The organism is Sinanaerobacter chloroacetimidivorans (genome assembly GCF_018128545.1).
In the GTDB taxonomy this organism is placed as follows: Bacteria; Bacillota; Clostridia; order Peptostreptococcales; family Anaerovoracaceae; genus Sinanaerobacter; species Sinanaerobacter chloroacetimidivorans.
Genome location: NZ_JAGSND010000029.1, coordinates 1 through 26,785, shown reverse-complemented (window position 1 = coordinate 26,785; position 26,785 = coordinate 1). Strand labels below are relative to the sequence as shown.

24 protein-coding genes and 1 pseudogene are annotated in these 26,785 nt (G+C 41.6%); 19 read left to right on the top strand and 6 right to left on the bottom strand.

Annotated elements, in window-relative coordinates; genetic code table 11:
* Positions 1-404 precede the first annotated feature (404 nt).
* Positions 405-725, top strand: a complete 321-nt coding sequence (locus tag KCX82_RS21855; protein WP_227020593.1) for a hypothetical protein — start codon at positions 405-407, stop codon at positions 723-725.
* Positions 726-822: 97 nt separating this feature from the next.
* Here the strand turns inward: KCX82_RS21855 and hprK are convergent, their stop codons facing one another.
* Complete coding sequence (gene hprK / locus KCX82_RS21850; protein ID WP_227020592.1) at positions 823-1,731, bottom strand: HPr(Ser) kinase/phosphatase; 909 nt, start codon at positions 1,729-1,731, stop codon at positions 823-825.
* A gap of 355 nt (positions 1,732-2,086) precedes the next feature.
* Between hprK and KCX82_RS21845 the strand changes: the two genes are divergently transcribed.
* The 17 genes and pseudogenes from KCX82_RS21845 to KCX82_RS21770 all read left to right on the top strand — a co-directional run bounded on the left by KCX82_RS21845 (position 2,087) and on the right by KCX82_RS21770 (position 18,828).
* Positions 2,087-2,560 carry a CarD family transcriptional regulator gene (locus tag KCX82_RS21845; protein WP_227020591.1) on the top strand — a complete coding sequence of 158 codons (474 nt, stop codon included), beginning with the start codon at positions 2,087-2,089 and terminating at the stop codon, positions 2,558-2,560.
* Between the two features lie 48 nt (positions 2,561-2,608).
* A complete protein-coding gene (locus KCX82_RS21840) occupies positions 2,609-3,715 on the top strand; it encodes a PIN/TRAM domain-containing protein (protein WP_227020590.1) in 1,107 nt (368 codons plus the stop codon).
* Positions 3,716-3,728: 13 nt separating this feature from the next.
* Positions 3,729-4,409, top strand: a pseudogene (ispD, locus tag KCX82_RS23465) (2-C-methyl-D-erythritol 4-phosphate cytidylyltransferase); the annotation flags it as partial.
* Between the two features lie 69 nt (positions 4,410-4,478).
* Positions 4,479-4,994, top strand: coding sequence for a 2-C-methyl-D-erythritol 2,4-cyclodiphosphate synthase (ispF, locus tag KCX82_RS23460; protein WP_465250697.1), 516 nt, complete (start codon positions 4,479-4,481; stop codon positions 4,992-4,994).
* Positions 4,995-4,997: 3 nt separating this feature from the next.
* Complete coding sequence (locus KCX82_RS21830; protein WP_227020588.1) at positions 4,998-6,728, top strand: proline--tRNA ligase; 1,731 nt, start codon at positions 4,998-5,000, stop codon at positions 6,726-6,728.
* A 125-nt stretch (positions 6,729-6,853) separates the two neighbouring features.
* On the top strand, positions 6,854-7,459 hold the full coding sequence (locus tag KCX82_RS21825; protein ID WP_227020587.1) for a trimeric intracellular cation channel family protein: 606 nt from the start codon (positions 6,854-6,856) through the stop codon (positions 7,457-7,459).
* 58 nt (positions 7,460-7,517) lie between these two features.
* A complete protein-coding gene (locus KCX82_RS21820) occupies positions 7,518-8,159 on the top strand; it encodes a chromate transporter (RefSeq protein WP_227020586.1) in 642 nt (213 codons plus the stop codon).
* Positions 8,159-8,728, top strand: a complete 570-nt coding sequence (locus KCX82_RS21815; RefSeq protein ID WP_227020585.1) for a chromate transporter — start codon at positions 8,159-8,161, stop codon at positions 8,726-8,728. Before KCX82_RS21820 ends, KCX82_RS21815 begins: the two co-directional genes overlap by 1 nt.
* 5 nt (positions 8,729-8,733) lie before the next feature.
* Positions 8,734-9,186 (top strand): NUDIX domain-containing protein, encoded by a 453-nt coding sequence (locus KCX82_RS21810; RefSeq protein ID WP_227020584.1) that lies wholly within the window; start codon positions 8,734-8,736, stop codon positions 9,184-9,186.
* Between the two features lie 595 nt (positions 9,187-9,781).
* Positions 9,782-10,270: a peptidylprolyl isomerase gene (locus KCX82_RS21805; RefSeq protein WP_227020583.1), complete on the top strand. Its 489-nt coding sequence runs from the start codon at positions 9,782-9,784 to the stop codon at positions 10,268-10,270.
* Positions 10,271-10,593: 323 nt separating this feature from the next.
* Complete coding sequence (locus tag KCX82_RS21800; protein ID WP_227020582.1) at positions 10,594-12,081, top strand: peptidoglycan DD-metalloendopeptidase family protein; 1,488 nt, start codon at positions 10,594-10,596, stop codon at positions 12,079-12,081.
* Between the two features lie 215 nt (positions 12,082-12,296).
* Entirely contained in the window at positions 12,297-12,956 is a 660-nt protein-coding gene (gene cysE, locus KCX82_RS21795; RefSeq protein WP_227020581.1) for a serine O-acetyltransferase, read from the top strand.
* Entirely contained in the window at positions 12,943-14,343 is a 1,401-nt protein-coding gene (cysS, locus tag KCX82_RS21790) for a cysteine--tRNA ligase (protein WP_227020580.1), read from the top strand. The genes cysE and cysS overlap by 14 nt, the downstream gene beginning before the upstream one ends.
* Positions 14,344-14,522: 179 nt before the next feature.
* On the top strand, positions 14,523-15,533 hold the full coding sequence (locus KCX82_RS21785) for a LacI family DNA-binding transcriptional regulator (protein ID WP_227020579.1): 1,011 nt from the start codon (positions 14,523-14,525) through the stop codon (positions 15,531-15,533).
* A gap of 147 nt (positions 15,534-15,680) precedes the next feature.
* The gene (iolE, locus tag KCX82_RS21780; RefSeq protein ID WP_227020578.1) at positions 15,681-16,577 is read left to right on the top strand and encodes a myo-inosose-2 dehydratase; all 897 of its coding nucleotides are present in this window, start codon (positions 15,681-15,683) and stop codon (positions 16,575-16,577) included.
* 19 nt (positions 16,578-16,596) lie between these two features.
* Positions 16,597-17,613, top strand: coding sequence for an inositol 2-dehydrogenase (iolG, locus tag KCX82_RS21775; RefSeq protein ID WP_227020577.1), 1,017 nt, complete (start codon positions 16,597-16,599; stop codon positions 17,611-17,613).
* A 159-nt stretch (positions 17,614-17,772) separates the two neighbouring features.
* Positions 17,773-18,828 carry a LacI family DNA-binding transcriptional regulator gene (locus KCX82_RS21770; protein WP_227020576.1) on the top strand — a complete coding sequence of 352 codons (1,056 nt, stop codon included), beginning with the start codon at positions 17,773-17,775 and terminating at the stop codon, positions 18,826-18,828.
* 678 nt (positions 18,829-19,506) lie between these two features.
* Here the strand turns inward: KCX82_RS21770 and KCX82_RS21765 are convergent.
* From KCX82_RS21765 to iolN, 5 genes are all read right to left on the bottom strand, one after another.
* Positions 19,507-20,526 carry a Gfo/Idh/MocA family protein gene (locus KCX82_RS21765; RefSeq protein WP_227020575.1) on the bottom strand — a complete coding sequence of 340 codons (1,020 nt, stop codon included), beginning with the start codon at positions 20,524-20,526 and terminating at the stop codon, positions 19,507-19,509.
* 15 nt (positions 20,527-20,541) lie between these two features.
* Positions 20,542-21,381 (bottom strand): sugar phosphate isomerase/epimerase family protein, encoded by an 840-nt coding sequence (locus KCX82_RS21760; protein ID WP_227020574.1) that lies wholly within the window; start codon positions 21,379-21,381, stop codon positions 20,542-20,544.
* Positions 21,382-21,436: 55 nt separating this feature from the next.
* Positions 21,437-22,921, bottom strand: coding sequence for a tagaturonate epimerase family protein (locus KCX82_RS21755; RefSeq protein WP_227020573.1), 1,485 nt, complete (start codon positions 22,919-22,921; stop codon positions 21,437-21,439).
* A gap of 30 nt (positions 22,922-22,951) precedes the next feature.
* On the bottom strand, positions 22,952-24,013 hold the full coding sequence (locus KCX82_RS21750) for a zinc-dependent alcohol dehydrogenase (RefSeq protein WP_227020572.1): 1,062 nt from the start codon (positions 24,011-24,013) through the stop codon (positions 22,952-22,954).
* A gap of 142 nt (positions 24,014-24,155) precedes the next feature.
* On the bottom strand, positions 24,156-25,274 hold the full coding sequence (gene iolN, locus KCX82_RS21745) for a 3-dehydro-scyllo-inosose hydrolase (protein WP_227020571.1): 1,119 nt from the start codon (positions 25,272-25,274) through the stop codon (positions 24,156-24,158).
* Between the two features lie 420 nt (positions 25,275-25,694).
* On the opposite strand from iolN, the gene KCX82_RS21740 reads away from it, so the two are divergent.
* Positions 25,695-26,645: a substrate-binding domain-containing protein gene (locus KCX82_RS21740; RefSeq protein ID WP_227020570.1), complete on the top strand. Its 951-nt coding sequence runs from the start codon at positions 25,695-25,697 to the stop codon at positions 26,643-26,645.
* Positions 26,646-26,785: the final 140 nt, after the last annotated feature.

Below are 26,785 nucleotides of genomic sequence, written 5' to 3'. Positions count from 1 at the left end.
ATTGTTACTTCGGTTGACAGGAGCTATGCACAAAAAGTGGCACAGCATGCCATGAGCCTTACCAGAGCGGAAGAAATTGAAGCATACCTGAAAGATGAACTGAAAGGTTTGGAGCTTGATTATATACTTGAACTATAAGGTTTCTGGAAGGAATAGAGATCTAAATGATTAACTGATACCATTTCTCAGTCATATTTGAAAGTAAAACTGTTTATAATTTAGGATAGACATCGTTATTGTCATAAGGGGGGAAGACAGGTATAGATTTCCTTTAAAATGAAGACTTGATTATGGGATTTCGACAGAACAAATTCTGAATACCATGTTTGACTGAACTTTACTTTGGGATAAGAATATTGTATACTCAAAGTATGGGATATCTGATTAATGAAAGGTTGGTAATGATGGATATTACTAAAGTAAATATGGATTTATTCTGCGAAAAATGCAATGAGGATACGATTCATGTCATCACCTATGCCGGGCAGAAAGTAATCAAGGCTTATTGCACCAAATGTCATAAGGAGTTCCACACAAATAAGGATGCTGCCCTTGCTGCATATACAGATGAAGTGATAAACAGGATTAAGACAAAGCCGAGGAGAGTGAAAGCAGAACTGCAGAGTCATCCTGTAAAATCTGTCATTTCTATGCCTGCTAGATTGATTACCAAATTCTTCCGTATTGAAAAAGAATATAAGAATATCAAAAAGGAGCTGGAATAAAATAAAAAAGCCGGGGTGCTGCATGTGGTTGATTTATCCGCGGGCTTTATTTTCTCTGCCCCTGCTTTTTTATCTGGTTTGTTCAGTCGTCTTCTATTTATTGACTTAATTTTTTAATGGCATTATTTAGTTCCCTTGCTGCATTATAACCCATGATATTCTGTCTGTAGTTCAATGCTGCAATTTCTATGATGGCCGCAATGTTTCTGCCTGGTTTCACCGGAATTCTGATAAAAGGAAGTTCAATGCCTAAAATCCTGGTTGTTTCGTAATTTTCCCCTACTCTGTCGTAATAAGCATTATCATCCCATTTCTCTAGGTTTACTACAATTTCAATGTTTTTCTGAAGGCGAATGGCACTTTTGCCGAAGAGAGAATTGATATTGATGATACCGATTCCCCGTAACTCCATCAGATTTTTTGTTAGTTCGCTGCCCGTTCCAATCAGCAGATCCTGACCGATTTTTTTAATAATTATTGCATCGTCTGCAATGAATAAATGCCCTTTACGGATTAAGTCAAGGGCAGTTTCGCTTTTGCCAATACCGCTCTCACCTGTGATTAAAACCCCGATACCATACACGTCAATCAAGTCGCCATGTTGGCTGATGCTTTCGGCTAGCTCGCTTTGCAAGTATAGTGTAATGTCAACCCAAAATTTTGAAGTTGAATTAGAAGTGGATAAGATCCATCTATTGCATTGTCGGCCCAGACCTTCCATTTTGTCTGATACGATAAGGTCGTTAGTTATGATGATACATGGGACATTTTTGGAAACTAGTTTTTTCAAGGCATCGTCCCGGTCCGTTACAGATAGACTTTGAAGATATGCGTTTTCAGCGTTTCCGATGAGTTGTATTCTTTTTTCCTCGAATTGATCATAAAAACCGGAAAGCTGCAGCCCGCTTCGGTTACTTTCTATCAGGTTTATTTCTGTATCCTCCGGTCCTTTGCTGAGGATTTTCAGACCAAATATTTTCACTAAATCAATAACTTTTACGCCCACGTTATCATCTCCTATCCTTAATGATATATTGTTTCTATTATACAATACTAATCTGTGTTATCCTTGATTTTTATAAAAATAATTCTATGAATTCTATTTAATATAAAATAAAAATTTGAATCGCATTTTTCATATTTTATTTTAGGGGGGAATCTAAAACTTTATCAGAGATGGTTTGTTAAGATCTGATCAAAACACTATTTATTAGACAAGAACTATGAAAAGTGAAGATTAGACAAGAGATATGAAAAAATTTGTTGACACATAAAATCCAATATGATAGACTAAAAAATTGTTTTCTTGACAGGCACCTTCTGTTTGCACTATACTAGATGTATAACGGGAGGGTTTTATCATGTTTGCCATAGGAGATAAAATCGTGTATCCTATGCACGGCGCCGGAATCATAGAAGAAATAGAAGAAAAAAAGATTCTGGGCGAAAGTAGGAAATATTACATTTTAAGAGTGCCTTGTGGAGATATGAAGATTATGATCCCTATCGAAAGCTCGGAAGAGATCGGGGTAAGGGGTATTATTTCTATGGAAGAAATTAATGCAGTAATCGCCTTTTTGGGGAGAGAAACTTCCGAAATGTCCAACAACTGGAACAGAAGATACCGTGAAAACATGGAAAAATTGAAATCCGGCGATATTTACAATGTTGCTGAAGTGGTACGAAATCTCATGCGTACCGACAAAGAAAAAAAGCTATCTACCGGAGAGAAGAAAATGCTGTCGAATGCAAAGCAGATATTGGTCAGTGAAATCATTCTGGTAAAGGGCATCGATCAGGATGCGGCAATAAAACTGATACATTCTGCAATTTAACCAAAAATTGACCAATTTATATATGCTGAAAGGGGATGGAGAGAATTAATGATAAAAAAATTATTTCGCATTATATTTAGCTTAGTCGGAGTTTTAGTCGGGTATGGGGTATTTCTGCTTTTAAGGTTTTTACTCAGTGTATCTTACTTGTCGGAACGAATTGTTCTGACGGAGACACAGGAATTTATTGCTGTTGTCAGCTGCGCACTTATTTTTGGATTTTTATTTTATTTACTTACACCGTTCTTTGGCCGTCACGGTGCCAAAGTAGCAAAAAATATCGAAACAGATTTGCAGAAGGTTCCAACCAACGAAATGGTATCGGGAACGTTCGGACTGATTATAGGTTTGGTCATTGCCTTTCTGATCAGTCAGGTTTTCAGTGGTATTGACTTTTTTTACATTGGAACAATATTATCTATCTTCACTTACATTTTTATGGGGTATCTTGGAATTATTGTTGCTACAAGAAAAGGAAAGGATATCCTTCCGGTTTGGCTTTCTACCCGTAAAGGAACAGGCCCAAAGGGGAAGGCAAAGGTGAATGAAGCCACACCGAAGATTTTAGACACCAGCGTGATTATTGACGGACGAATTGCGGATATTATGAAAACCGGATTTATAGAAGGAAATATTGTAATCCCGGAATTTGTTCTGGTAGAGCTCCGGCATATCGCCGACTCCTCCGATGGTTTAAAGAGAAACAGGGGACGCAGAGGGTTGGATGTGCTGAACCGGATTCAAAGTGAATACGGGATAGAAATTTATAATACGGCATTGGAAAAATCTTTGGACGAGATTCCTGAGGTGGATGTCAAATTACTCAAACTAGCTCAGCTTATGAACGGTAAAGTTGTTACCAATGACTACAACTTAAATAAAGTAGCCATGATAAAAGGTGTTGAGGTATTAAATATTAATGAATTAGCAAATACATTAAAGCCTGTGGTGCTTCCCGGAGAGGATATGACCTTGTTCCTGGTTAAGGAAGGAAAGGAAACAAATCAGGCAGTGGCCTACCTTGATGATGGAACCATGATCGTTGTGGAAGAAGGCAGGAGATATATAGGCCAAACGATTACCGCTATGGTCACCAGCGTTTTGCAGACCTCTGCGGGTCGGATGATCTTTGCAAAACCAAAGAATACAAAATAAACTAAGACAGGAAATGAACAGGATGACAAAAGAAGCAAAAACTGCTGTCATAATTCCCGCCGCCGGCTCTGGAAAGAGAATGGGCGGCGGTATTCCGAAACAATATGGAAACCTTGGAGGTATGTCGATTCTTGCCAGAACAGTGAAAGCCTTTGCTGATCTGAATGAGATCCACCAGATTTCGATAGTTACCAATGAAGACTATCTGGAACGATGCCGATTGGAGTTAAAGAATCTTGGGCTAATGTCAAAGGTCAGAGAGATTCTGACGGGAGGACAGGAACGGCAGGATTCCATTTACAGAGCAATTCAGCGTCTCCCGGAAGATGTAGATCTGGTGCTGGTCCATGACGGAGTGCGGCCTTTTGTCACGGGAGAGGTGATTCGCCGTACCATAGAGGCGGCTAAATTACATGGAGCAGCCGTGGCGGCTGTTCCCGTTAAAGATACGATCAAGATGGCAGAGGAAAATCTATTAACCAAGACCCTGGATCGCAGATCCCTGTATTCCGTGCAGACTCCCCAAGGATTCCGTAAAGACTTGCTGGTACATGCCTATGATGAGGCATACCGAAAGAATTATTACGGTACAGATGACGCTGTTTTAGTTGAAAAAGTAGGCGAAAAAGTGCATATTGTAAAAGGTGATTATAACAATATCAAGATTACTACCATGGAGGACATCGTGTTTGGAGAAGCCATTCTAGGTGGATGGATAGAAAATAGCAGAAGTATCGGATTCAGCTCCTTGGATGATATAAAGATGGAGCCGGAAGAAGCGGCACCAGGTGAAGAGGGAGAAACACGCATTGGTACAGGCTATGATGTGCATAAATTGGTGCGCGGCCGCAAGCTTATCCTCGGAGGCGTTGAAATTCCATTTGAACGGGGCCTGCTCGGACATTCTGATGCGGATGTTCTAACTCACGCAGTAATGGATGCCCTGCTTGGTGCGGCAGCTCTTGGAGACATCGGCAAACATTTTCCTGATACGGATGAAAAGTACCGTGGTATCAGCAGCATTACACTTCTGGAGGTAGTGGGATCCATGTTGACCAGCAAGGGCTATTGCATCGTGAACATTGATGCCACAGTGGTGGCGCAAAAGCCAAAGATCGCGCCGCACATTTCGGATATGATCAGCATTATGGCAAGAGCTCTTAAGATGGAAGAAAAAAGAATCAATATAAAAGGAACAACCACCGAGAAGCTGGGATTTTGCGGCAGAGGAGAAGGCATCGCCGCACAGGCATCGGTTTTAATAAAAAGGAGAATATAATCTATGAGACTATCACAAATGTATATCAGAACCTTGAGGGAGGTTCCCAATGAAGCTGAAATCCCAAGTCATATCTGGCTGCTGAGGGCAGGTATGATTCGAAAGCTGGTATCCGGAGTATATGGATTTATGCCATTGGGATTCCGTTCTATACGCAAAATCGAAGAGATTATCAGACAGGAGATGGATGCGAAGGGCGGACAGGAAATTCATATGTCTGCATTGCAGCCAGCGGAGCTCTGGCAGGAATCCGGCAGATGGTATGCATACGGGCCTGAAATGTGGAGAATTAAAGACAGAAATGAAAGAGAATTCTGTCTGGGCCCGACTCATGAGGAAATCTTTACAGATATCGTAAGAAGTGAGGTAAGCTCTTATCGGCAGCTTCCTTTAAACTTATATCAAATACAAACAAAATACCGGGATGAAAAAAGGCCGCGTTTCGGTCTGATGCGAAGCCGTGAATTTGTAATGAAGGACGCCTATTCTTTTGACAAGGATTGGGAAGGTCTGGACAAGAGCTATCGGGATATGTATGATGCTTATGAAAAGGTCTTTACCCGCTGCGGTCTGGTATTCAGAGCTGTTGAAGCAGACACGGGAGCTATCGGCGGCAGTGCCTCCCACGAATTTACCGCCCTTTCCGATGTTGGCGAAAGCGAAATCGCTTACTGCGGACAATGCGATATGGCTGCGACGACGGAAAGAGCTGCCTGTGTGGATGCTCCCGCATCCAATGAGCAGGAGCTGCCCATGGAGAAGGTTTTAACACCGGGAACGAAAACCATCGAAGAGGTTTCCAATTTCCTTGGCGTAGACCAGTCAAAAACGATTAAAGCCCTGCTGTTTAAAGTCTGCGGTGAAAAAGAAGATGAATTTGAATATGTCGCTGCCTTTATCAGAGGGGACAGAGAATTGAACATGACAAAACTGATCAATGCTTTGGGCATCCCGGAACATTCCATTGAGTTTGCCGATGAATCCCAAATGGCGGAAGCTACCGGATGCGTAGGCGGTTTTACAGGGCCAGTGGGTATACACGATTGTAAAGTTGTGGTTGACAGTGAATTGGCAGGACTGAAAAATCTCGTCGCAGGGGCTTGCGAGGTTGATCATCATATCAAGAATGTAAATTATGGCAGGGATTATAACGGAGATATCGTCACCGATCTGAAGCTGCTTAAGGCTGGCGATCAATGCCCTGTTTGCGGAGCGCCGGTAAAACTGGCACGAGGAATCGAAGTTGGTCAGGTCTTTAAGCTGGGAACAAAGTACAGCAAGGCAATGGGTGCTTATTACAAAGACGAAAACATGGAAGATAAGATTATTATTATGGGCTGTTACGGAATCGGGGTTACCAGAACTCTGGCAGCCATCGTGGAACAGCACCATGATGAAAATGGTATTATCTGGCCTATGACAGTTGCTCCTTATCATGCGATTGTAACCGTCGTAAATACGTCGGACGAAGCTCAGACAAAATTGGCGGAAACTCTCTATCAGAAGTTGCTTGACTCAGGTGTAGAAGCACTTATCGATGACAGAAACGAAAGACCCGGCGTAAAATTCAAAGATGCCGATATTCTGGGGATTCCGGTAAGAATCACAGTGGGGAAAAAGGCTGCGGAAGGTATGGTAGAATTTAAATTAAGACGAGATAAGGAAATTATGGAACTGAGTGCGGATGAGGCACTGGAAAAAGCGGTTTCTATTATTAAATCAGAACTGAAATAAAAAATATGAATGATAATCATAGACCGGATTCTGCGCAGCACGGAGGAAACGTACCGTCGCATCAGCGCTCTGGTCTATGGTTTTTTATCCGGTAATCAAGGAAAGTAAGGATGGTCTCATAAGATATGGAATTTATATCAATGGTAGAATTGATTGGAACGGTTGCCTTTGCCATATCAGGGGCTTTGGTAGCCATAGATAAGGAGCTGGATTATTACGGAATCATATTTTTTGCTATCATAACCGCTGTGGGCGGCGGTATCATCAGAGATACTCTGATCAACGAAAACTTGCCCGCGGCTCTTGCCAATCCTGTTTTTGTTATCATCAGCATCGCTTCTGCTATTTTCGTTATTGTTTTTTATCGGAAAATCAACCGCTATACCAATGTGCTGCAGCTGTTCGACGCTATCGGCCTTGCTGCGTTTACAGCAATCGGGGCAGGAGTAGCGGCAGAGAACCGTCTGGACATGCCCTTTGTTGTCATTACGCTGGCTTTGCTAACCGGTACTGGGGGCGGTGTTCTTCGGGATGTCTTTGCCAAAGAAATTCCTTTTATTTTCCGCAAAGAGATTTACGCAGTGGCATCCATCACAGGTGCGGCTTTCTATTATCTGATAGATCGATTTACAGGGGACGGAATTGCCATGTATTCCTGTTTTGCCATAACCTTAATCATAAGGCTGGTATGCATAAAAAACGATATACATCTTCGCAGAATTGTGAAATAAGTACATAAAAAAGTACCGTAGAACAAACCCTATCAATTGAAAAATAGGAGACGCCGTTATGAAATTTTTATGGGAATTATTTTTTTGCTTTTTGAAAATCGGGACCTTTACTTTTGGAGGCGGCCTTGCCATGCTTCCCGTGATTCGGAGAGTTGCTGTGGAAGAAAAGCAGTGGATGACGGATGAAGAAATCGTTGACTGCTTTGCGGTATGTCAATCCCTGCCCGGTGTTCTGGCAATCAATTCTGCCATTTATATCGGAAATAAGAAGAAGGGACTGTCCGGAGCTATTTCTGCCGCGGTAGGCGTTATTTTGCCTGCTTTCATTGCCATCGTTGTCATCCTGCTTTTTCTGGGGAGAATCGAAGACAATCCCTATGTTCAAGGTGCCTTTGAAGGGATCAAAGCTGCGTCCGTTGCGCTGATTCTTGTAGCCGCATATAAAATGGGAAAACAAATATTAAGGGGAAAGCTGGAATATTTTATTGCAGTTGTTTCTTTTTTTGTTATCGTAATTGCCGAAATCAGTGCAGTTTGGGCAATTTTGTTCGGAGGTGCTGCAGGATATCTGGCATATTTATATAAAAATAAAAAAGGCCGGAATAAAAAAGAACCAAGGGATAAACTTGAAAATCTGACAGAGGACACTACAGAGCAGATGGGGCAAACTACGGTACAGAGGAAAGGAGATGAAGAATAATGCCTTTCATTCAGCTGTTTTTAATGTTTTTTCGAATTGGCATTTTTAGCTTCGGTGGCGGATATGCCATGCTTCCGCTGATTTTTCAGGGCGTTCAGGAATTTGGCATCATGACTTCGGCAGAGTTTTCACGTCTTGTTGCGCTGTCTCAGGTGACGCCCGGGCCGATTGCAGTCAATGCAGCTACCTATGTAGGCTTTCAATATACAGGCTTTTTCGGTGCCTTTGCAGCGACCTTTGGTGTGGCATTGCCGTCTGTGATCCTGGTAATTTTAACTATGCATTTCATGAAAAAGTTTCAGGAAAGTAAAGGTCTGGAAGCGGTACTCTTTGGAATTCGACCGGCAACGGTAGGTTTGATAGCTTCCGCGGTGATCTTTTTGTCAGAGAACTCCTTGTTTCAAGGACCGCTCTTTTCTAAGGAGCTGATTGAAAATATAAAAGAATATGTGAATCTATTGCCTTGTATTCTATTTATCTGTACAATAATATTAGCAGGTAAATTTAGGATAGGTCCGATAAAGCTTACAATTCTGGCGGGCCTTGTGGGAGCATTTTTGATAAGGTGAGGTATATGTGGATTGGTGGAGTACGAGTCATAATTCCTGATGAAGAGGGGAGAGTCCTTATGGTGAAACAAGTCCATGAGGGAAGAGACCTGTGGTTGGTTCCCGGCGGCGGCATTGAGGCGGGTGAGAACTCAAAGGAGGCAGCCGTACGTGAAGTTCGTGAAGAAACCGGACTGGAAGTAAAAATAAAAAGACTGATATGGCATGTGGAAGAAGTATCCGAGGAAAGAGGCCAGCGTTTCGTAAACTTTTTTCTGGCGGAACTGGTGGGAGGTACTTTGGGTCTGGGAAAGGACCCCGAATTTGACGAGGATCATCAGGTCCTGCGTGAAGTAAAATTTCTAAGTAAAAAAGAAATTATGTCTCTGGAGCGTGTGTATCCTGACCTCCTGAAAAATGAACTTTGGGAGGCTTTGGAGCCAAAATACTATAACCATGCGGTGTATAGAATCAGATAAAATATTTATTAGTTTGTGAAACTTACTTATTCTATTTGTCTGATAGCACATGGTCTATCCCAGTACGGTCATGATTTTGAAGGTCTTTATCCCTTCGTTTCGCAATTTTTAGAACATCAAACAAACGGTAATATAATCGGTGTTTGACGTTACCTAAAAATTCTGCTCATCTTTGGATAAGACCAAAGCAAAATCATTCCGACGTATTGTTCCAGCCCATCTGCTATTCAGACAAATTATATAACATAGTTCACAAACAATAGCATCCTGCTACTATCAGCGGTAAGCAAATTTTTTCTTAGTTTTTTAAATTTGCTTTTTTAGTCAGGCCACCTGTTAGTTAAATAAGATTATGTATTAGTACACTATGAAACTGTCAGCTTTAGTTTTTGGGGTTAAAAATAACGAATCGAGACCATATCATTAGAAATCTGTGAGTATTTTCGTGATACAAAGTCAGACCTTTGGCTTGTTGAAACTCAACTATTTTGATCTGGCAGTTGAATGATTCGGTTTAAATACTAATAAATGAAATTTGACTAACTAATAAATAATAGGGTTGTAGAATGAAATTTGCATATAACAGGAGGATAATATGAAAAAAGTTAGAATTGAAATGGAAAACGGAGATGTGATGAGAGCGGAGCTTTATCCTGAAATCGCACCAGAAACCGTGAAAAACTTTGTTGAGCTGGTGGAGAAGGGCTTCTACGACGGAGTGATCTTTCACCGTGTAATCCCAGGTTTTATGATTCAGGGGGGAGACCCTACGGGAACAGGAACGGGAGGACCGGGCTACACCATAAAAGGGGAATTCTCTGCCAACGGTTTTGAAAATAATCTGAAACATGACAGAGGCGTATTGTCCATGGCCAGGACGATGGATCCCAACTCGGCAGGTTCTCAGTTCTTTATTATGGTCGCTAACTCACCTCATCTTGACGGTCAGTACGCATCCTTCGGGAAGATCATCGAAGGTATCGAAGTTGCTGATAAAATTGTCTCTGCGAAAAGGGATATGAGAGATAAACCAAAGGAAAAACAAATGATGAAAAAGGTTGCCATGGAAGAAATTGGAGAATAATTCGTACCGCAAACTAATTATTTCCAGTAGCAAATTAGTCTATGTAAAATCTGGAGATTAGAAAAATCTAACCGCCAAAAACGTTGAAAAATACGTTGATTGGCGGTTTTTTAATTGTGAAAGTTTTGTGAATTGTAGTGGGAGCGTATTGACTTTGTTGTAACAATATTGTAATATTTCAATAGTCATTAAAAACGCGGGGCATACATATGTATATATTAGGGTATGCTAAATAAACCGCATACAATCTGGAAAGCTTGGCAAAAAAATGTACAAGGAGGTTTGATGAAAGAATAGCTTTTTTATCAAAGTGAGGTATAAAAATGAATTTAAAAGACAGTTTTAATGGTGAAGCGGTAAAAGAATCTTATCATAAGTGCAGAAAAGAAGTAATGAAATATACGGCAGTGGTTGCTGATAAATTTAAAACGTTAATAAATGATATTAGAATAGAACAATTAAGCAGATTAAGCCGAAATGCCAAAATAGGCATTGGAGCGGGAATTTTAGGAGTCGCAGTTTTCAGCACGGTGCTGGTACTGAATTCTGGAACGGATGTTTACAAGGTAACCATAGCAGGGCAGGAAGCAGGCTATGTAACGGAACAAGAAATGGTCGGAACTGTTCTGGAGGAAATTAAGACAGATCTGTCTCAGAAAGCATCAGGAATTGAGATCGTAGTAGACAGCGACGCATTGGTTTGTGAAGAAACGGATCTAAAGAAAAAAGAAGTAACGATTTTAACCAATGAAGAGCTGAAGGACAAAATACTGACGGCTGAGCTTTGTAAAGCGAAAGCATGGGCCGTAAACATCAACGGCGATAATGTGGTGGCCGCAGCAACAGAAGAAGGGGCAAACAGCATTCTGGAAGGTGTGAAAAACCATTATAAAACGGAAGGCTCCGAAGTGCTGAGCGCTTCTTTTAAAGAAGATGTTTTGGTAACCCAGGCGGCAGTAAATGTAGCAGATATTATGAAGCCGGAAGAAGCGGTCTCACTGATCGTGACAGGAACCAAAGAACCTAAGGTGTATACGGTTCAGGACGGGGATACTCTCTGGGATATTGCAATCGCAAATGGCATGACCCCTACCGAACTGGAAAGTGCAAATACGGGCTTTGATCCGGCAAAATTAAAAATTGGTCAGCAATTGAACTTATATCAGGTAAAACCTTATGTAACGGTACAGATAAAAGAAGTGGTTGCTAACACAGAAAAGATTGACTTTGGTATCGTATATGAATCTACAAGTGCCCTGTACAAAGGTGAGGTAAAAGTGAAAACTGCCGGAGTATATGGAACAAAGGAAATCAGAACTGAGGTTACCAAGGAAAATGGTATCGTGGTTGCTACAAAAGAATTGGATTCCGTAGTAACTGCAGAACCACAAAATCAAATTGCATTAAAGGGAACAAAATCCCTGGCTACCTTCACAGGAACAGGTTCCTTATCTAGCCCGGTCAGTCACATTGAAATCTCTTCGGCCTTTGGCGCCAACAGAGGCGGAAGCAGACATACCGGCGTAGACCTTAGAAATCCAAAGGGTACCCCGATAAAAGCTGCGGATGACGGCGTCGTAACCTTTGCCGCTTATTCCGGAAGTTACGGAAATCTTGTGAAGCTCAGTCATGGAAACGGAATCGAAACTTGGTATGCACATTGCAACACCATAGGGGTTTCTGTTGGACAGGTGGTAAGCAAGGGTGAAGTGATCGCTACTGTTGGCATTACCGGAAGAGCAACCGGATATCATTTGCATTTCGAGGTGAGAAAAAACGGTGTGCCTCAGAACCCAATGAATTATTTATAACGAGGTAAAAAATGTCCCTTATCTCGTTGAAACGCATAGATGGAAGTAAATTTCCTAAGTCGAAAATTTACAACGGTTTTATAAAAACTTTTGATTCCAATAAAAAAATAATGTATAATTTTAGGGCAGGTTATAACCTGCCCTGTTATTTTATATAATGATTGGGTATTTATTTTACGGAATGATTGGGTATTATAAATTAAAGGAGATGCGTAATGGCATTTTTTCGTGATATAAGTGAGGATATTAAGGCGGTTTTAGCTCGTGACCCGGCAGCTAGAAACGGCTTTGAAGTTCTTCTTTGTTATCCCGGCGTATGGGCACTGATTTTCCATAAACCGGCACACTGGCTGTATCAGCATAATCTAAAACTTCTCGCAAGGCTTATTTCCCAATGGGCTCGTTTTTTTACGGGAATTGAAATTCATCCGGGTGCAACCATTGGAAAACGCTGTTTTATTGACCACGGCATGGCCGTTGTGATAGGAGAAACTGCAGAGGTTGGCAATGATGTAACCATCTATCAGGCGGTAACCTTAGGCGGAACGGGGAAAGATGTCGGCAAGAGACATCCGACTATCGGCAATAACGTGGTAATCAGTTCCGGGGCCAAGGTGCTAGGGCCCTTTAAAGTTGGAGATCATTCAAAAATCGGAGCTGGTTCTGTGGTTTTGGAGGAAGTTCCTGATCACTGTACCGTTGTGGGAATTCCCGGAAAAATTGTAAGGAGATATAACGTTAAGACGGAGGATCTAAATCAGATAGATCTGCCGGATCCGATTGCGGTTGAGTTGGAATGCCTGAGAAGGCGTATCGTTATGTTGGAAAACAGACTGAAAGAGATGGAGAAAGGAAAAGAAAATGAAAATATATAATACTTTGACCAGAAAAAAAGAAGAATTTGTACCTATCGATGAAAATGAGATCAAAATCTATGTCTGCGGGCCAACGGTATATAACTATTTCCATATTGGAAATGCGAGACCTTTTGTTGTTTTTGATACCTTGAGAAAATATTTGGAATATAGAGGAAAAAAGGTTAAATTTGTTCAAAACTTTACAGACGTGGATGATAAGATTATCAATAAAGCACGGGAGGAAGGGATTACTCCAGGAGAAGTCAGCGAAAAGTATATCGGTGAGTATTATCAGGATGCCGGTGCTTTGAATGTAGAGAAAGCATCCGTTCATCCGAAGGTAACGGAAAATATGAATGAAATCATCGCTTTTGTCAAAGATCTCATCGACAAAGGCTATGCTTATGAAGCGGACGGAGATGTCTATTACAGCACCCGAAAGTTCCGTGAATACGGCAAACTTTCAAAACAGAATATTGAAGATTTGGAATCCGGCGCCAGGATCGAGATAGAAGAAAAGAAACAAGATCCCCTTGATTTTGCTCTTTGGAAGGCTCAAAAAACAGAAGACGAATTGGCTTGGGAATCCCCTTGGGGATTGGGGAGGCCGGGCTGGCATATTGAATGCTCCGTTATGTCTACAAAATATTTGGGAGAAACCATTGATATCCATGCGGGTGGGCAGGATCTCACCTTTCCTCACCATGAAAATGAAATCGCCCAAACGGAAGCACAGACGGGAAAACCCTTTGCAAACTATTGGATGCATAATGGATATATCACCATTGACAATGAAAAGATGTCCAAGTCAAAGGGCAACTTCTTTACAGTACGTGATATTTTAAAGGATTATGACGGAGAGGTTATGAGATTTTTCCTTCTTTCCGGACACTATCGAAGCCCTATTAACTTTAGCCGTGAACTGATGGATCAGGCAAAAAACGGACTGGCCAGAATGCAGAATGCCAAAAATAATCTGAAGCATCTCATTCAAAACGGTTCGGGGACAATGACGGCAGAAGAGAAAACACAGCTTGTATCTCTTGAAAAATACAGAGAGAAGTTTATCGCAGCTATGGATGATGACTTGAATACGGCTGACGCCATCAGTGCTGTGTTTGAATTGATCAAGGATATCAATACGGCTACAAAAAACGGTTCGTCCAAGGAATTCTCGGAAAAATGTTTATCGTTAATAGACGAGATGACTGCGGTTCTTGGACTTTTAAGGGAGAAGGAAGCCTCCGATGACATTGATGATGAGATCCAAAAACTGGTGGAGGAAAGGCAGGAAGCTAGAAAGGCAAAGAATTTTTCCAGAGCAGATGAAATAAGAGATCTCTTAAAAGCAAAAGGGATCACTTTGGAGGATACTCCTCAAGGCATCAGGATTGTAAAATCATAGCTTGGATAGTTTTGGATAAGCAAAGGAAAAAGCTTGCAAATTGCAGATTTATTCGTTGAAGAGGATAATTTATCCTCTTTTTTTCTTGCTAGATATAGGATATAGCACTATATTTTTAAGAAAAGCATTGCATATTTAACAAACGTTTGCTATGATGAAAATAATCAATCGATAGGGAGATGATTCCAATTAATATTACCATAAAAGATGTCGCGAAAGAACTTGGGGTTTCTTACTCTTCTATTTCCAGAGCTTTAAATGGAAAAGAAGGGGTCAGTGAAGCTACGAGACAAAAAATTCTTAAAACTGCGGAGAAGATGGGCTATCAGCCAAATGATCTGGCAAGGGGTCTTGTAAACAAAATTTCAAAAACCGTGGGGGTTATCATCCCTGACATTAACAACCCGTTTTTTGGTGAAATCGTTACGGGTATTTCTGATGCTGCAAATGAGAAGGAATACAATATTTTCCTGTGCATTTCAGGATGGAGTCCCAAAAATGAGCAAGCCTATTTTGATACCCTCAGAAAAAAGAGAGTAGATGGCATTATCCTGAAGTCTGCAGGTAAAAATGAAGACTATGAGAATGTGAGGTCTCCGTTGATGATCATTGAGAGGTACAGCAAAACTCTGGAATATAATTGTGTGGAAGTAGATAATGAGCTGGGCGGCTACCTGGCGGCGAAACATCTTCTGGATTGCGATTATCGAAATCTCGGGTTTATTTTAGGTAAAGAGGATATCTTTGCATCTCAGAGCAGATTGAATGGTGCTGCCAGAGCACTAAAGGAATATGGGATGAGCATCAATGAAAATGCTGTGATTGAAGGAAGCTTTTCCATAGAAGGCGGAAGAATGGCAGCAAAGGAGCTTTTTGAAAATCGAGGAGAAAAAATCGATGCAGTGTTCAGCATGAATGATCTGATCGGTCTCGGTGTCCTTCAATACTGCAGTGACCAGAATATCAGCGTTCCTGATGAAGTAGGGGTAATCGGATATGATAATATCTCTTATTCCCGTCTGCCTCAAATTCAGCTGACAACCATACATCAGCCGAAATACGAACTGGGAAGAATGCTATTTGATACCTTATTGGAAGAAATTCAGGCAAAGGATGAACCAAAGCAGGTGAAAAAGGTGATCTTGAATCCCGAATTAAAAATTCGCAAGACAACAAGAGTACTTAAATAAAAAACTTCGTTAAGAAATTTTAAAACTGTGGAATACTAACGACAATGAAAAGACTTATGAAAGTAATTAGGGCTAATTGTAACATTTTTTCTTTATTCAGTAGGACCTAATTTACAAATAAAATTAAAGTTGGGATGGTGGAAAAAAATGGATTCAAACAAAGTGAAAGTAGGGATTGCCCCTATCGGATGGACAAACGATGATTTGCCTGATCTAGGTAGTGAAAATACCTTTGAGCAATGTGTCAGTGAAATGGCGTTAGCCGGATTTACCGGAACCGAAGTGGGAAACAAATATCCTAGAGATACAGACGCGCTCAAAAAAGCGCTGAATCTCAGAGGTATTGAAATATGCAATGCTTGGTTTAGTGCTTGCTTTACCACAAAGTCAGAAGAGGAAGTGCTGGAAGAATTCAAGGCACATAGAGATTTTCTCTATGAAATGGGTGCAAAGGTTATCGGCGCAGCAGAAGTAGGAAACAGCATTCAGGGACTCAGCGATCCGATTTTCGAGGCAAAACCTGTTTATACGGAAGAACAATGGGAAAAGGTAGTAAAAGGCTACAATAAAATGGCAGACCTGGCTGAGGAAAAAGGAATGAAGCTGACATGCCATCATCATATGGGAACCGGCGTTCAGACTATGGAAGAAATTGACCGTTTCATGTCAAGTGTGCAGGACAACGTATACTTGCTTTATGACTCCGGACATATTTATTATTCCGAAGGTACTTATGAATCCTGTCTGGAATTATTAAAAAAATATGTGAAAAGAGTGGGACATGTTCATTTGAAGGATATCAGACCTGAAGTAGTAGCAAAGGTGAGAGCAGAAAAAATGAGCTTCCTGGATGGCGTACGAGCAGGTACTTTTACAGTGCCCGGAGATGGAGCCATTGATTTCGGACCGATATTCAAAATATTGGAAGACAACGGTTATGAAGGCTGGATGGTAGTGGAAGCAGAGCAGGATCCTGCAAAAGCAAATCCATTAGAATATGCGCTGAAAGCCAGAAAATATATCAAAGAAAAATCTGGACTCTAAAAAAGAAAAGGAGAAGAACATGGAGAAAAAGCTGAAAGTAGGTATCATCGGTACCGGTAGAATCGGCAGGGTTCATACCATGAGTATCATGAATCAATTGCCTCAGGTTGAAATCAAAGCTGTAACAGATATCTTTCTAGATTCTGCTAAAGAATGGGCGGCACAGACCGGAATCAAAACTGTTTACAACGACTATAAGGAACTGCTTGCAGATCCGGAAATTGATGCTGTTCTGGTTTGCTCCTCAACGGATACACACGCTGATATCGCTATCGAAGCGGCAAAAGCCGGAAAACATATCTTCTGTGAAAAACCGGTAGATCTTACGATAGAAAAGGTAGAAGCCGTTATCGAGGCGGCGAAGCAGGCTGGAGTAAAACTGCAGATCGGATTTAACAGACGATTTGACCATAACTTCCGTAAGGTAAAAGAATTAATTGACAATAAAACGATTGGTGATCTTCAGATCCTGAAAATTACATCCAGGGATCCGTCCCCACCTCCAATCGAATATGTTAAGGTTTCAGGCGGAATCTTTATGGACATGACCATTCATGATTTTGATATGAGCCGTTTCCTTACAAGCAGTGAAGCAGAAGAAATCTATGTTTCTGCAGCTTGCATGGTAGATCCTGCCATTGCTGAAGCAGGAGATGTGGATACCGCATTGATTACAATCAAATTCAAGAACGGCGTGATCTGCGTCATCGACAATTCCAGAAAAGCAGCCTACGGCTACGACCAGCGTGTCGAAGCTTTCGGATCAAAGGGAAAAGTGGAAATTGCAAACGATTATCCTTCCACGGCTGTTTGGAGTACAGAAGAAGGCGTATTCAGTGAAAAACCGCTGTATTTCTTCCTGGAAAGATATATGGATTCCTTTGGAGAGGAAATGAAGCAGTTTGTAGATGCTTTAATCAACGACAAAGAGACCCCTGTTACCGGAAACGACGGCCTGCAGCCGATTAAAATGGGATTTGCAGCCAAGAAATCCGTACAGGAAGGAAGACCTGTTAAATTGTCTGAAATTCAATAAACCGGAAGCCTTAATATCGTAGACATTATGGCAGTAAAGTATTACAATATAATATAGCGTCACAAAGTAAAACATTACAATATTAAAAAGCGTTGAAAATTAGATACAGCAGAGAAGAAGACAGCAAAATTTCTGTTTGGGAGCAGTTTGGAGGAACTTATGGCAGGGATCAAAGATGTAGCTAAAAAAGCCGGCGTATCCATTTCCACCGTATCCAATGTAATGAATGAAAAAAAACCTGTTAGTCCGGAATTGAGACAAAGGGTGAATGAAGCCATAGAAGCTTTGCAGTATGAAGTCAATCCGGTAGGGAGAGGATTAAAAAGCAATAAAACCAATCAAGTTGGTGTTATTGTACCATCCTTTAACCAAGTTTATTTTCCTGCCATATTGCAGGGCATTCATGAAGCAGGTTTCAAATTCGGTTATGCAATCTCCGTATTTGAAACAGGCGGCGATGTAGAACGGGAAAGACAGCACGTAAGATTTCTACAGCATTCCTGGATTGACGGTATCATACTGGCTTCCTATGCTAATGGCGAAAATATTTCAGATCGCAAATATATCAGGTCACTGGTGAACAGCAGCAGCCGGAAAAAGAAGATTCCTGTGGTTTCCCTTGAGAATGTTCTGGATCCAGGAATTGATGCCGTAGTCATTGATAATAAGAAAGCGGCTGGAATAGCGGTAAATCATTTATTGGAGCAGGGACATAAGGCAATTGCCCATGTGGCGGCACCATTAAGATTTCAAATTGGTGCATTGCGACTGGAAGGCTATCGTGAGACCCTGGAAAAGGCTGGCCTAAAATTCGACGGTTCTCTGGTTTGTGAAGGGAATTATTCTCCGATCAGCGGCTATCAATGCATGATGGAGCTTCTGGAAAGAGAAAAACATTTTACAGCAGTTTTTGCCGCAAATGACCAAATGGGCATTGGCGTCATCCGTGCTCTTCTGGACCGTGGATATCGTGTGCCGGAAGACATCGCTGTTATCGGTATTGATAACAACTTTCCTTCCACATTGGTGACACCTTCTTTATCCAGTGTTAATCTTCCCAAGTACGAACTGGGCTACCAGGCCATGTACTTGCTGACGGAACGCATGAAAGAACCAGATAAACCAAGATGCGTAATCACCTTGGATACGGAGCTTATCGTTCGCAGATCAACAAGTAAAGAAGGAAGCGATACCTGGAATCTTCTCAATTGGTAGTCAATAATGAAACTTATAATGATTGATGAATATCTGATTTGATAACATAAAAACAGGAGACCGGATGTATGGAAATTACATCCGGTCTCTCTTTTTATTTTCATCATTATTATTATTTAATTAGTTAGTCAAATTTCATTTATTGGTATTTAAACCGAATCATTCAACTTGCCAGATCCAAGTAGTTGAGTTTTAACAAGCCAAAGGTCTGACTTTGTATTACGAAAATACTCACAGGTTTCTAATGATATGGTCTCGATTCGTTATTTTTAACCCCAAAAACAAACGGAATCCCTAATCGGTGTTTTTGGGTTATGGCTATCATGGAATGCCATCATTAAAGATAACATTATTTTCATCCCAATAAACTTTATTTGACTAACTGGGTGGTTATGGTCTTATCCGAAATGGTCATAATCTTTATGGGATATAAGCAAAGCATTGAGCAGGTTCGAACTATTTTCAACCGAATCGAGTAGGATTTTTCGTAGATTGTATCAGCAATCTCAGCAAATAATGTGACCTTTCACATTTTTGCGCACGAAAAATCATGAGATGAGGTTATGAAAATATCAAAACTGCGAACCAGCTTTGCGTTATCACATAAAATTAGACCTTTTGCTGATCAGACAAAAATTGTAACTTAGTTTCACAAACTAATAAATATTAGATTGTTGCTTATTTCATGTTTACCACAATACGCTTATCTACGGCTTCCTTAGCAGCGAAAGCCCACTGTACGGCCTTATATCCGTCCATCAGGCCGGCTTTCGGCTGTCTGTTGTTCTGGATGCAGTCTGCAAAATCCTGAAGCTCTGCTTTAAAGGTTGGCTCCCAGAATTCGAAGAACCATTTAACACATTCGGTGTTTACGCCATTTCTATCCATGGATACCACTCTGTCTTTGTTTGGAGTTGTGCCCATTCTTAAGCATCCTTCTGTTCCGAATACTTCCACTTCTACATGGTAGCCGTAGGTTGAATTTCTGGAAGTTTCCAGATGGCCCATAACGCCGTTTTCAAAACCGATAGAAATGATGCAGTTATCGATATCGTTGATTTCAGCAAGACCTTCATAGCCGAAAGCACCGCCCATTCCGTATACGGTTTCTGCGTCGGAACCGATAAGCCATCTTGCCGCATCATAATCATGTGTCAGCATATCAAATACCAAACCGCCGCTTGTAGGGCTGAATCGCAGCAGGTGTTCTCTATCCCATTCAGGGTCTCTGTTGGCAAGTTTGATCAGGATAGGCTTGCCGATAAAACCGGCGTCTATCTTTTCTTTCATAGTCATCAGGGAGCGGTCAAAACGTCTGTTGTATCCGATCTGGAATATTTGAACGTTGTTTTTCTCTACGGTTTCTTTGATTAACTCGATTTCTTCCAGCGTCATACCAAGAGGCTTTTCGCAGTAGATATTTTTAACACCTGCGTTTGCCGCGTCACAAATCATCTGGCAGTGGAAAGCAGAGTTGGAAGCAATCACGATACCATCCAGATTCTTATCATTGAAAAGTTCCATATAGTCAGTGGTTCCATAGGAAGGATTCATTTCCTTCATGATGCTGTCTACTTCTTCTTTTACTGCACTGCAAACAGCAGTAAGCTCAGCATTGATAATATTGTAATTGATATTGGCAGCATGTTCACGACCTAATCTGCCCAGTCCTACGATACCTAATTTTACTTTTTCCATTTTTATATTCCTTTCTTAATAAACCGCTTTAACTCCTCTGATCCATTCTGCCAGTGCAGTGTCGGAATCCGGCAGAGGTAAGCATTCTGCGCTGATATAGCCTTGGTAATTGATAGCCTTGAGGGCTGTAAATACCTCTTTCAGGTTGATATGTCCACCGCCGGCATAATACCTGTTGCTGTCTGCGATGTGAACGTAACCGATTAAATTTCCGGTGTCTAGAATCGCCTGACCTAGATTTGCATCCTCAATATTCATGTGGAAAGTGTCCAGCAGAATTTTTGTATTCGGTAAATGATAGCCCTTAATAAAATCTGCCGTTTCCTTTGCCGTATTTAAATAATTATTTTCATACCGGTTAATGGCCTCAAACACGATCTCCACATTCTTGGTTTCCGCATATTCCGATACCATTCGGGTAGCCGCCGCCAACCGTTCCAGGCTCATTTCCCGTTGATCCTCACTGTAAATATTTCCCCGGATACAGCCGATAATAACGGTAGCGTTATGCGGGGAAGCGGCGTCAACAAAGTCCTTCAGACGGCTTATGGCAGCCTCTCTGACCGTTACATCATCATGGATCAGGGATAGTCCTTCCTGAACGTAGGCTCTGCCCGTAGCGAAGGCGGAAATCTGCATTCCGTACATTTTACAACTATCCACGATCTCCTGTAAAGGGATTTGTGCAGGGCTTGACCAATGAAGTTCTATGGCATCATATCCCAGAAGAGATGCCTGCTTGATCTTATCGGCGGGGTTTCCGGCCATAACCACAGGGGACTTGGGATTCAGCTCTGCTGTTAAAGTAGCAACTAATTTCATTTGGCGGGAACTGCCATTTTTCGTGTTCATCATTTATTCCTCTCTTAGCCTGCCCAATTTTTAAAGAAAATTGATGCTGATGCTAAAATTATGCATTTTTATCAGATAAACCAATCAGAGTCAGATGGCGACCTATATGGGTAATTAATCTCTGATAATATTGTTCTTCCTGTACCTTTAACGTCTGGTAGAGTTCTGACTTTAAGTCGTTATCTCTAAGAACATATCCGTAGGTAATGTGAACCAGCTGCCGGCTGTGGTCGTTGTGAAGATATCGGATCAGATCTTCATCCTTTACCTCGTCCAGCGGCATAACCAGGTTCAAATCTGCTGTAACATGGTAGAAGCTTTTCGCCTCTTCAAAATGTTGTAAAGCTATGCTGTGAATTTTACGATATAAAGCGGGATTGCATTCTGCAATGGTTCCCAGTGCCTCCAGCCAATTGGTACCGGATGTTTTAATGTGAAGCCGGCCTTTCGTATGCTTGCCGATCATAGGAAATACGCTGAATTTATCGCTTCCTGAATGGATGCTGAGCTTATATCCAAAGTAATCTGCAATCGCAGCATGCTGCTTCAGTTGAACTTCCAATTCACTGCTGTTTCCAATATAATCGATACCTTTTTGAAATTCTCCGACAAACCTTGGTGCCAGGCTGGTAATATCAACCTTCTGTTCTATCAGTTCCATAGCCACAAACAGGTGACCCAGGGCAGTGGTAACGGATTCCGTTTCATCGATAGATAACTCGAAATCCACCGCGTGATCCGCTTTCATCAGATATTGATGATAGACTTCTCCGACAAATTCGATAGCCTTATGGTAGATCAGAACACATTCCGCAAGATCCTCGATCCTGTAAGAAAACTGTTCTGATGAGATGGAAAATACATGATTCAGATAAGTATTCTCCAATCGGTTTCTATATTCTAAGGGGAGTTCTTCATATAAATGAAGCTTCTCATCCTTGGAAAGCTGTTCGATCCCTCTGCCGATCTTTTCTGAGCAGTCCAGTGTAATCATGGTATATCCGCAGCTCAATGCATCCTGAATATCATCCAGCTGCTTCAGATGATCCCCGTCAGCTCCGAAACCGCCACGATAACCTTCCTGGAAAACAGCAAAACAAACATCGTCCAAAACCTGTTCATAATTCCTGCCCGTAAGATCCAACTCCCGCTTGCTCTGTTGGGCAAGAATGGGTTTTGCATTACTTTTTTGCAGACAGCGAATATGACCTGGTGAAGCAAGACCCAAACGGTCTCCTACACCAAAGGTTGCCGTCTGCTTTCCAAAAGCAGACGGCACGGTATAAGGCAGATGTTTATTTAATACCAGTCTATTCTCATGTGTCAAAGGGCATAGCTTCAAACTAGCGGACAGAGGTTCTCCTACCAGTTGGGAGAATAGGGGACCCGAGCCCGCAGCCAATATCTTCTTTATCCCTTTTACTTTGCACATTTGCAGCTGGTCTCCCTGAACTTCCGTCAGAGAGGCTGAATATTCCTTGATTTGGTCAGGCGTGACGGAAAAAATGCTGCAAATGGCCTCTTTATAAAGTGGTAACATCATTTTGCCCTATGCCTCCTTCGGAAATATCCCTTATTCTACAGGGAACTGAAGCATTACTTTGAATGCACTGTCCTTTTCATTGATGGCTGTGTTCATTGCTTCATGAAGCTGATCAAAGTTGAAGTAGTGGGTGTTTAATGCATCGAAATCATATTTATCTTTGATAGCGCTCATGAATCGAATGGTCCTCTGACCGAAATCCTTAGTTCCTCCGGAACCGTTGATTTTCAAGGTCTTCCAGATTGTCCAGCCAAGTTCTACAGGAACTTTTCTTCCGATGGAGTGACCAATCAGGTGAATTCTGCAGCTGTGGCCTGCGATATCGAAGATGGAAGCGATGGCATTATCGTTTCCGGAAGCTTCAGCGATGACGGAAGGTCCATTGCCGTTTGTTAATTTATCAATCTGTTCCTTCAGATTACCTGCAGTAGGATCTACTACATAGTCAGCACCATATTTTAAAGCGAGTTCTCTTCTGGAAGGAATAGGATCTACAACGATTACAGTAGCGCCGGAAGTCTTGGCAGCCATGGTAGCGGAAATTCCTACAGGACCGCAGCCGAAGATAACAGCCGTATCGGAAGCGTCAATGTATCCGCCGTTGCCCCATAGTCCAAAATATCCGATGGAGAAGGTTTCTACCCAGGCACCCATTGCATAGGACCAGTCGTCCGGGATATGGTGTACATATTGCTCTTCTACGATCATGTATTCGCCCATTCCACCGGGAGAGTCAGGTCTGAATCCGATTTCTCTCATATTTAAACATGCGGAAGGCATTAATCCGTCTTTGCAGTTCTGGCAAACGCCGCAAGCCATTACGCAGTCACCGGTAACTTTCATTCCTGCTTTTAATGTAGAAACGCCGGAGCCAACTTCAACAATTTTTCCGCCCCATTCGTGACCGGGAGTATAAGGAGCGATATCATAACGGCCTTCCGCTGATTTTCCTTCATAGCACTCCACGTCAGAACCGCAGATTCCGCAGGCACCAACCTGAATCAGAACCTGATTCGGTTTTAAAGGTGCCAATTCAACGTCTTCGATTCGAAGATCGTGTGGTTTGTATAAAAAAGCAGTCTTACTTTTCATTTTTTTTCTCCTTTATATATAAATAATGGAAGTTAATATAAATGTTCAATTCAGAGTCTGTTTAGAGACTGTTAAAAATTCGTTTCGGTTCTTGTCAGAAGCTAAACAGACTCTTCTATATTCTTTCTTCTTACCGCACTGTTTACAGTCTTTCGAAGATACCGATTCTTGGCAGTTCGTCAATGGACTTCCAGCCTTCGCTGAGCGGTTCTCTCAGGAATGGTTCCATATCTTCCGGTTTACGTAAGGTAATCTGGTCAACTGGTGGAACGGTTCCTGCCGGATATGTTTCGAGAATTTCGTCATGAAGCAGGGTTAAATACTTCAGGATAGCGGCAATCGGTCTTTTTGCTTTATCAGCAGTAGCCTTGGAAGGGGCTCCCACGATACCTTCCGGTGTGGCAGCTCTTTCGATGGCGGCATGGCCTTCACCTTCAGACCATCTGCAAGGTCTTCTGTAAGGATCTACGGATTTGTCCATATGTCCGTCAGGAAGAAGTCCTTTTCCGTCAGCATCCTGAACAGCGCTCATATCGATCATATCTTTAAACATTAAAAGTGCTACAGCAGTTTCGGCTTCGTCAGCGTGGATGAAGTTTGTTTCCAGGCTGTTCTTACGGTTTGTTACATAGAAGAATTCTCTTACCGCACGGTGCCATTCAATGACTCTGAAGATTCCAGGCAGCTGATATCTTTTGCAGAATTCCTGAATCGCGGATTCCAGCATCCAAAGATGTCCGTGATTGTTGATGAAGATGATCTTTCTGTAGCCGTCGTTCCAAAGACCAAGCATGCAGTAAATTAAGGATTCCTTAACAACTTCTTCCGGCATAATGACAGTTCCGGGCATCCCGATATGGTGATATGGATGGCCGCCGTAGTTCAGCGGAGTGAAAGCAAGATTTACTTCATGACCCTGCTTTGCAGTGTATCTTCTTACACCTTCCAGAATTTGTGTTACCATGAAAGTATCAAGTCCGGTGTTGGCATGAAGACCGTGGTTTTCCGTACATCCGATGGGTACGAATACGATGTCGTTCTTTCTTCTCTTTTCAATTTGTTTTGCTCTCGGAGTGTTCTGGATATAAGTTCCAGCCACGCCAAGTTCTGATGGGGAAGGAATGCCGTATTCCTCCAGAATTGCATCAATCTCTTCTTCAGATGCATCCCAAATTTGCTTTTTGAGCTGACCTACAGCGGTATCTGCTTCGAAGATGACAGCTGGGTCTTCTGTTAGTAACCATTCTTTTGCTGCTACCATTTGTTTACCCTCCATTTAGTTCTCTCTTAACAATTTTGATTTAACTGCTTTGAGCTATTTGATTATAATAATGTTTTGGAAAAACGCAGTAAACGAATTTGCTGTAAAACGTTTTTCTAATGCTGATTATAGAGGCAGTCAAAAATAATGTCAATAACTTTTTATAAATTTTGTATGATTTCTTGAAAATGTCTTAAAATAAATATTGTGAAACTTATATCGCAATATGTCTGTTGAATTCGTGTTTTTTAACACTTTTTTAGTATTGACAAAGTAAGCATATAATGGTAGTATCAACTTTAGCAAGCGTTTTCGTAAATTGTAGAAAAACGTAAAAATTTTTCTCTGTTATTAACAGTAAAGCTGTTAATATAAATGATTATTTTTTAATCAATCGATTAGAATTGAGGAGGGAAAAAAATGAAAAAGATACTTGCAATCTTGCTAGTACTCGTACTCACCTTAGGAATGTTCACAGCTTGTGGCGGCGGAAAAGAAGACGAAGGCGCTGCTGACGCTACAGTTAAAATCGGATTTGCACAATGCAATCTGAACGACACATTCCAAACTTATGTTGTAGACGCTGCAAAAGCTAAGGCTGCTGAACTGGGATACACAATCGACGTTCAGGACGCTCAGGAAGATGTAGTAAAACAGCAAGATCAGGTAAACACTATGATTGAACAGGGTTATGATGCAATCATGGTAGTTCCGGTTGACACAGCTGCAATGGGTCCGATCACAGATGCTGTAACAGCAGCAGGAATTCCATTGATCTATGTTAACAGAAATCCGTTCGGAACTGACAATCCACCAGAAGGCGTTTATTATGTAGGTTCTCAAGAAATCGTTGCTGGACAACTTCAGGGCGAATTCCTCGTTGAAAAAATGGGTGAAAAAGGCGGAGTTGGTATCCTCATGGGTATCCTGAGCAACGAAGGTGCAGTAAAGAGAACAGAAGGAAATGAAAGTGTTCTTTCTAAGTATCCTGACATCAAAATTCTAGCTAAAGAAACTGGTGAATGGCAGTACGACAAAGGTATGGCTATCACTGAAAACTGGCTCACTGCTTATGGCGATCAGTTAAATGCAATCCTTGCAAATAACGATGGTATGGCAATTGGAGCACTTCAGGCTCTGGAAGCTGCCGGAAGAGATGACGTTATCGTAGTTGGCGTAGACGCTATTCCTGACGCTGTAAATCTTGTTGCAGAAGGCAAATTAGATGCTACTGTTTTACAGGATGCTGATGGACAAGGCGCTGGCGCAGTAGACGTAATCTCCAAAATTCTTGGTGGAGCAGCTCCTGAAGCAATTACTTGGATCGACTTCGTACTGGTAACCCCGGACAACGTAGCCGACTTCCAGTAGTTGTACATAACGAATAAAACTATTGAAATGTGGGAGAGGGGTTCTTGCCCTCTCCCACATAGCATAATTAAGAGGAGATGGCCAATGGAAGAAAAAAATATCCTAGTCATGAAAGACATTGTGAAAACTTTTCCCGGTGT

What these genes read in the sequence shown, in the direction of transcription:
- KCX82_RS21855 (WP_227020593.1), top strand. Translation starts at nt 405, where the DNA reads ATGGATATTACTAAAGTAAATATGGATTTATTCTGCGAAAAATGCAAT.
- KCX82_RS21845 (WP_227020591.1), top strand. Translation starts at nt 2,087, where the DNA reads ATGTTTGCCATAGGAGATAAAATCGTGTATCCTATGCACGGCGCCGGA.
- KCX82_RS21840 (WP_227020590.1), top strand. Translation starts at nt 2,609, where the DNA reads ATGATAAAAAAATTATTTCGCATTATATTTAGCTTAGTCGGAGTTTTA.
- ispF (WP_465250697.1), top strand. Translation starts at nt 4,479, where the DNA reads ATGGAGCCGGAAGAAGCGGCACCAGGTGAAGAGGGAGAAACACGCATT.
- KCX82_RS21830 (WP_227020588.1), top strand. Translation starts at nt 4,998, where the DNA reads ATGAGACTATCACAAATGTATATCAGAACCTTGAGGGAGGTTCCCAAT.
- KCX82_RS21825 (WP_227020587.1), top strand. Translation starts at nt 6,854, where the DNA reads ATGGAATTTATATCAATGGTAGAATTGATTGGAACGGTTGCCTTTGCC.
- KCX82_RS21820 (WP_227020586.1), top strand. Translation starts at nt 7,518, where the DNA reads ATGAAATTTTTATGGGAATTATTTTTTTGCTTTTTGAAAATCGGGACC.
- KCX82_RS21815 (WP_227020585.1), top strand. Translation starts at nt 8,159, where the DNA reads ATGCCTTTCATTCAGCTGTTTTTAATGTTTTTTCGAATTGGCATTTTT.
- KCX82_RS21810 (WP_227020584.1), top strand. Translation starts at nt 8,734, where the DNA reads ATGTGGATTGGTGGAGTACGAGTCATAATTCCTGATGAAGAGGGGAGA.
- KCX82_RS21805 (WP_227020583.1), top strand. Translation starts at nt 9,782, where the DNA reads ATGAAAAAAGTTAGAATTGAAATGGAAAACGGAGATGTGATGAGAGCG.
- KCX82_RS21800 (WP_227020582.1), top strand. Translation starts at nt 10,594, where the DNA reads ATGAATTTAAAAGACAGTTTTAATGGTGAAGCGGTAAAAGAATCTTAT.
- cysE (WP_227020581.1), top strand. Translation starts at nt 12,297, where the DNA reads ATGGCATTTTTTCGTGATATAAGTGAGGATATTAAGGCGGTTTTAGCT.
- cysS (WP_227020580.1), top strand. Translation starts at nt 12,943, where the DNA reads ATGAAAATATATAATACTTTGACCAGAAAAAAAGAAGAATTTGTACCT.
- KCX82_RS21785 (WP_227020579.1), top strand. Translation starts at nt 14,523, where the DNA reads ATGATTCCAATTAATATTACCATAAAAGATGTCGCGAAAGAACTTGGG.
- iolE (WP_227020578.1), top strand. Translation starts at nt 15,681, where the DNA reads ATGGATTCAAACAAAGTGAAAGTAGGGATTGCCCCTATCGGATGGACA.
- iolG (WP_227020577.1), top strand. Translation starts at nt 16,597, where the DNA reads ATGGAGAAAAAGCTGAAAGTAGGTATCATCGGTACCGGTAGAATCGGC.
- KCX82_RS21770 (WP_227020576.1), top strand. Translation starts at nt 17,773, where the DNA reads ATGGCAGGGATCAAAGATGTAGCTAAAAAAGCCGGCGTATCCATTTCC.
- KCX82_RS21765 (WP_227020575.1), bottom strand. Translation starts at nt 20,526, where the DNA reads ATGGAAAAAGTAAAATTAGGTATCGTAGGACTGGGCAGATTAGGTCGT.
- KCX82_RS21760 (WP_227020574.1), bottom strand. Translation starts at nt 21,381, where the DNA reads ATGATGAACACGAAAAATGGCAGTTCCCGCCAAATGAAATTAGTTGCT.
- KCX82_RS21755 (WP_227020573.1), bottom strand. Translation starts at nt 22,921, where the DNA reads ATGATGTTACCACTTTATAAAGAGGCCATTTGCAGCATTTTTTCCGTC.
- KCX82_RS21750 (WP_227020572.1), bottom strand. Translation starts at nt 24,013, where the DNA reads ATGAAAAGTAAGACTGCTTTTTTATACAAACCACACGATCTTCGAATC.
- iolN (WP_227020571.1), bottom strand. Translation starts at nt 25,274, where the DNA reads ATGGTAGCAGCAAAAGAATGGTTACTAACAGAAGACCCAGCTGTCATC.
- KCX82_RS21740 (WP_227020570.1), top strand. Translation starts at nt 25,695, where the DNA reads ATGAAAAAGATACTTGCAATCTTGCTAGTACTCGTACTCACCTTAGGA.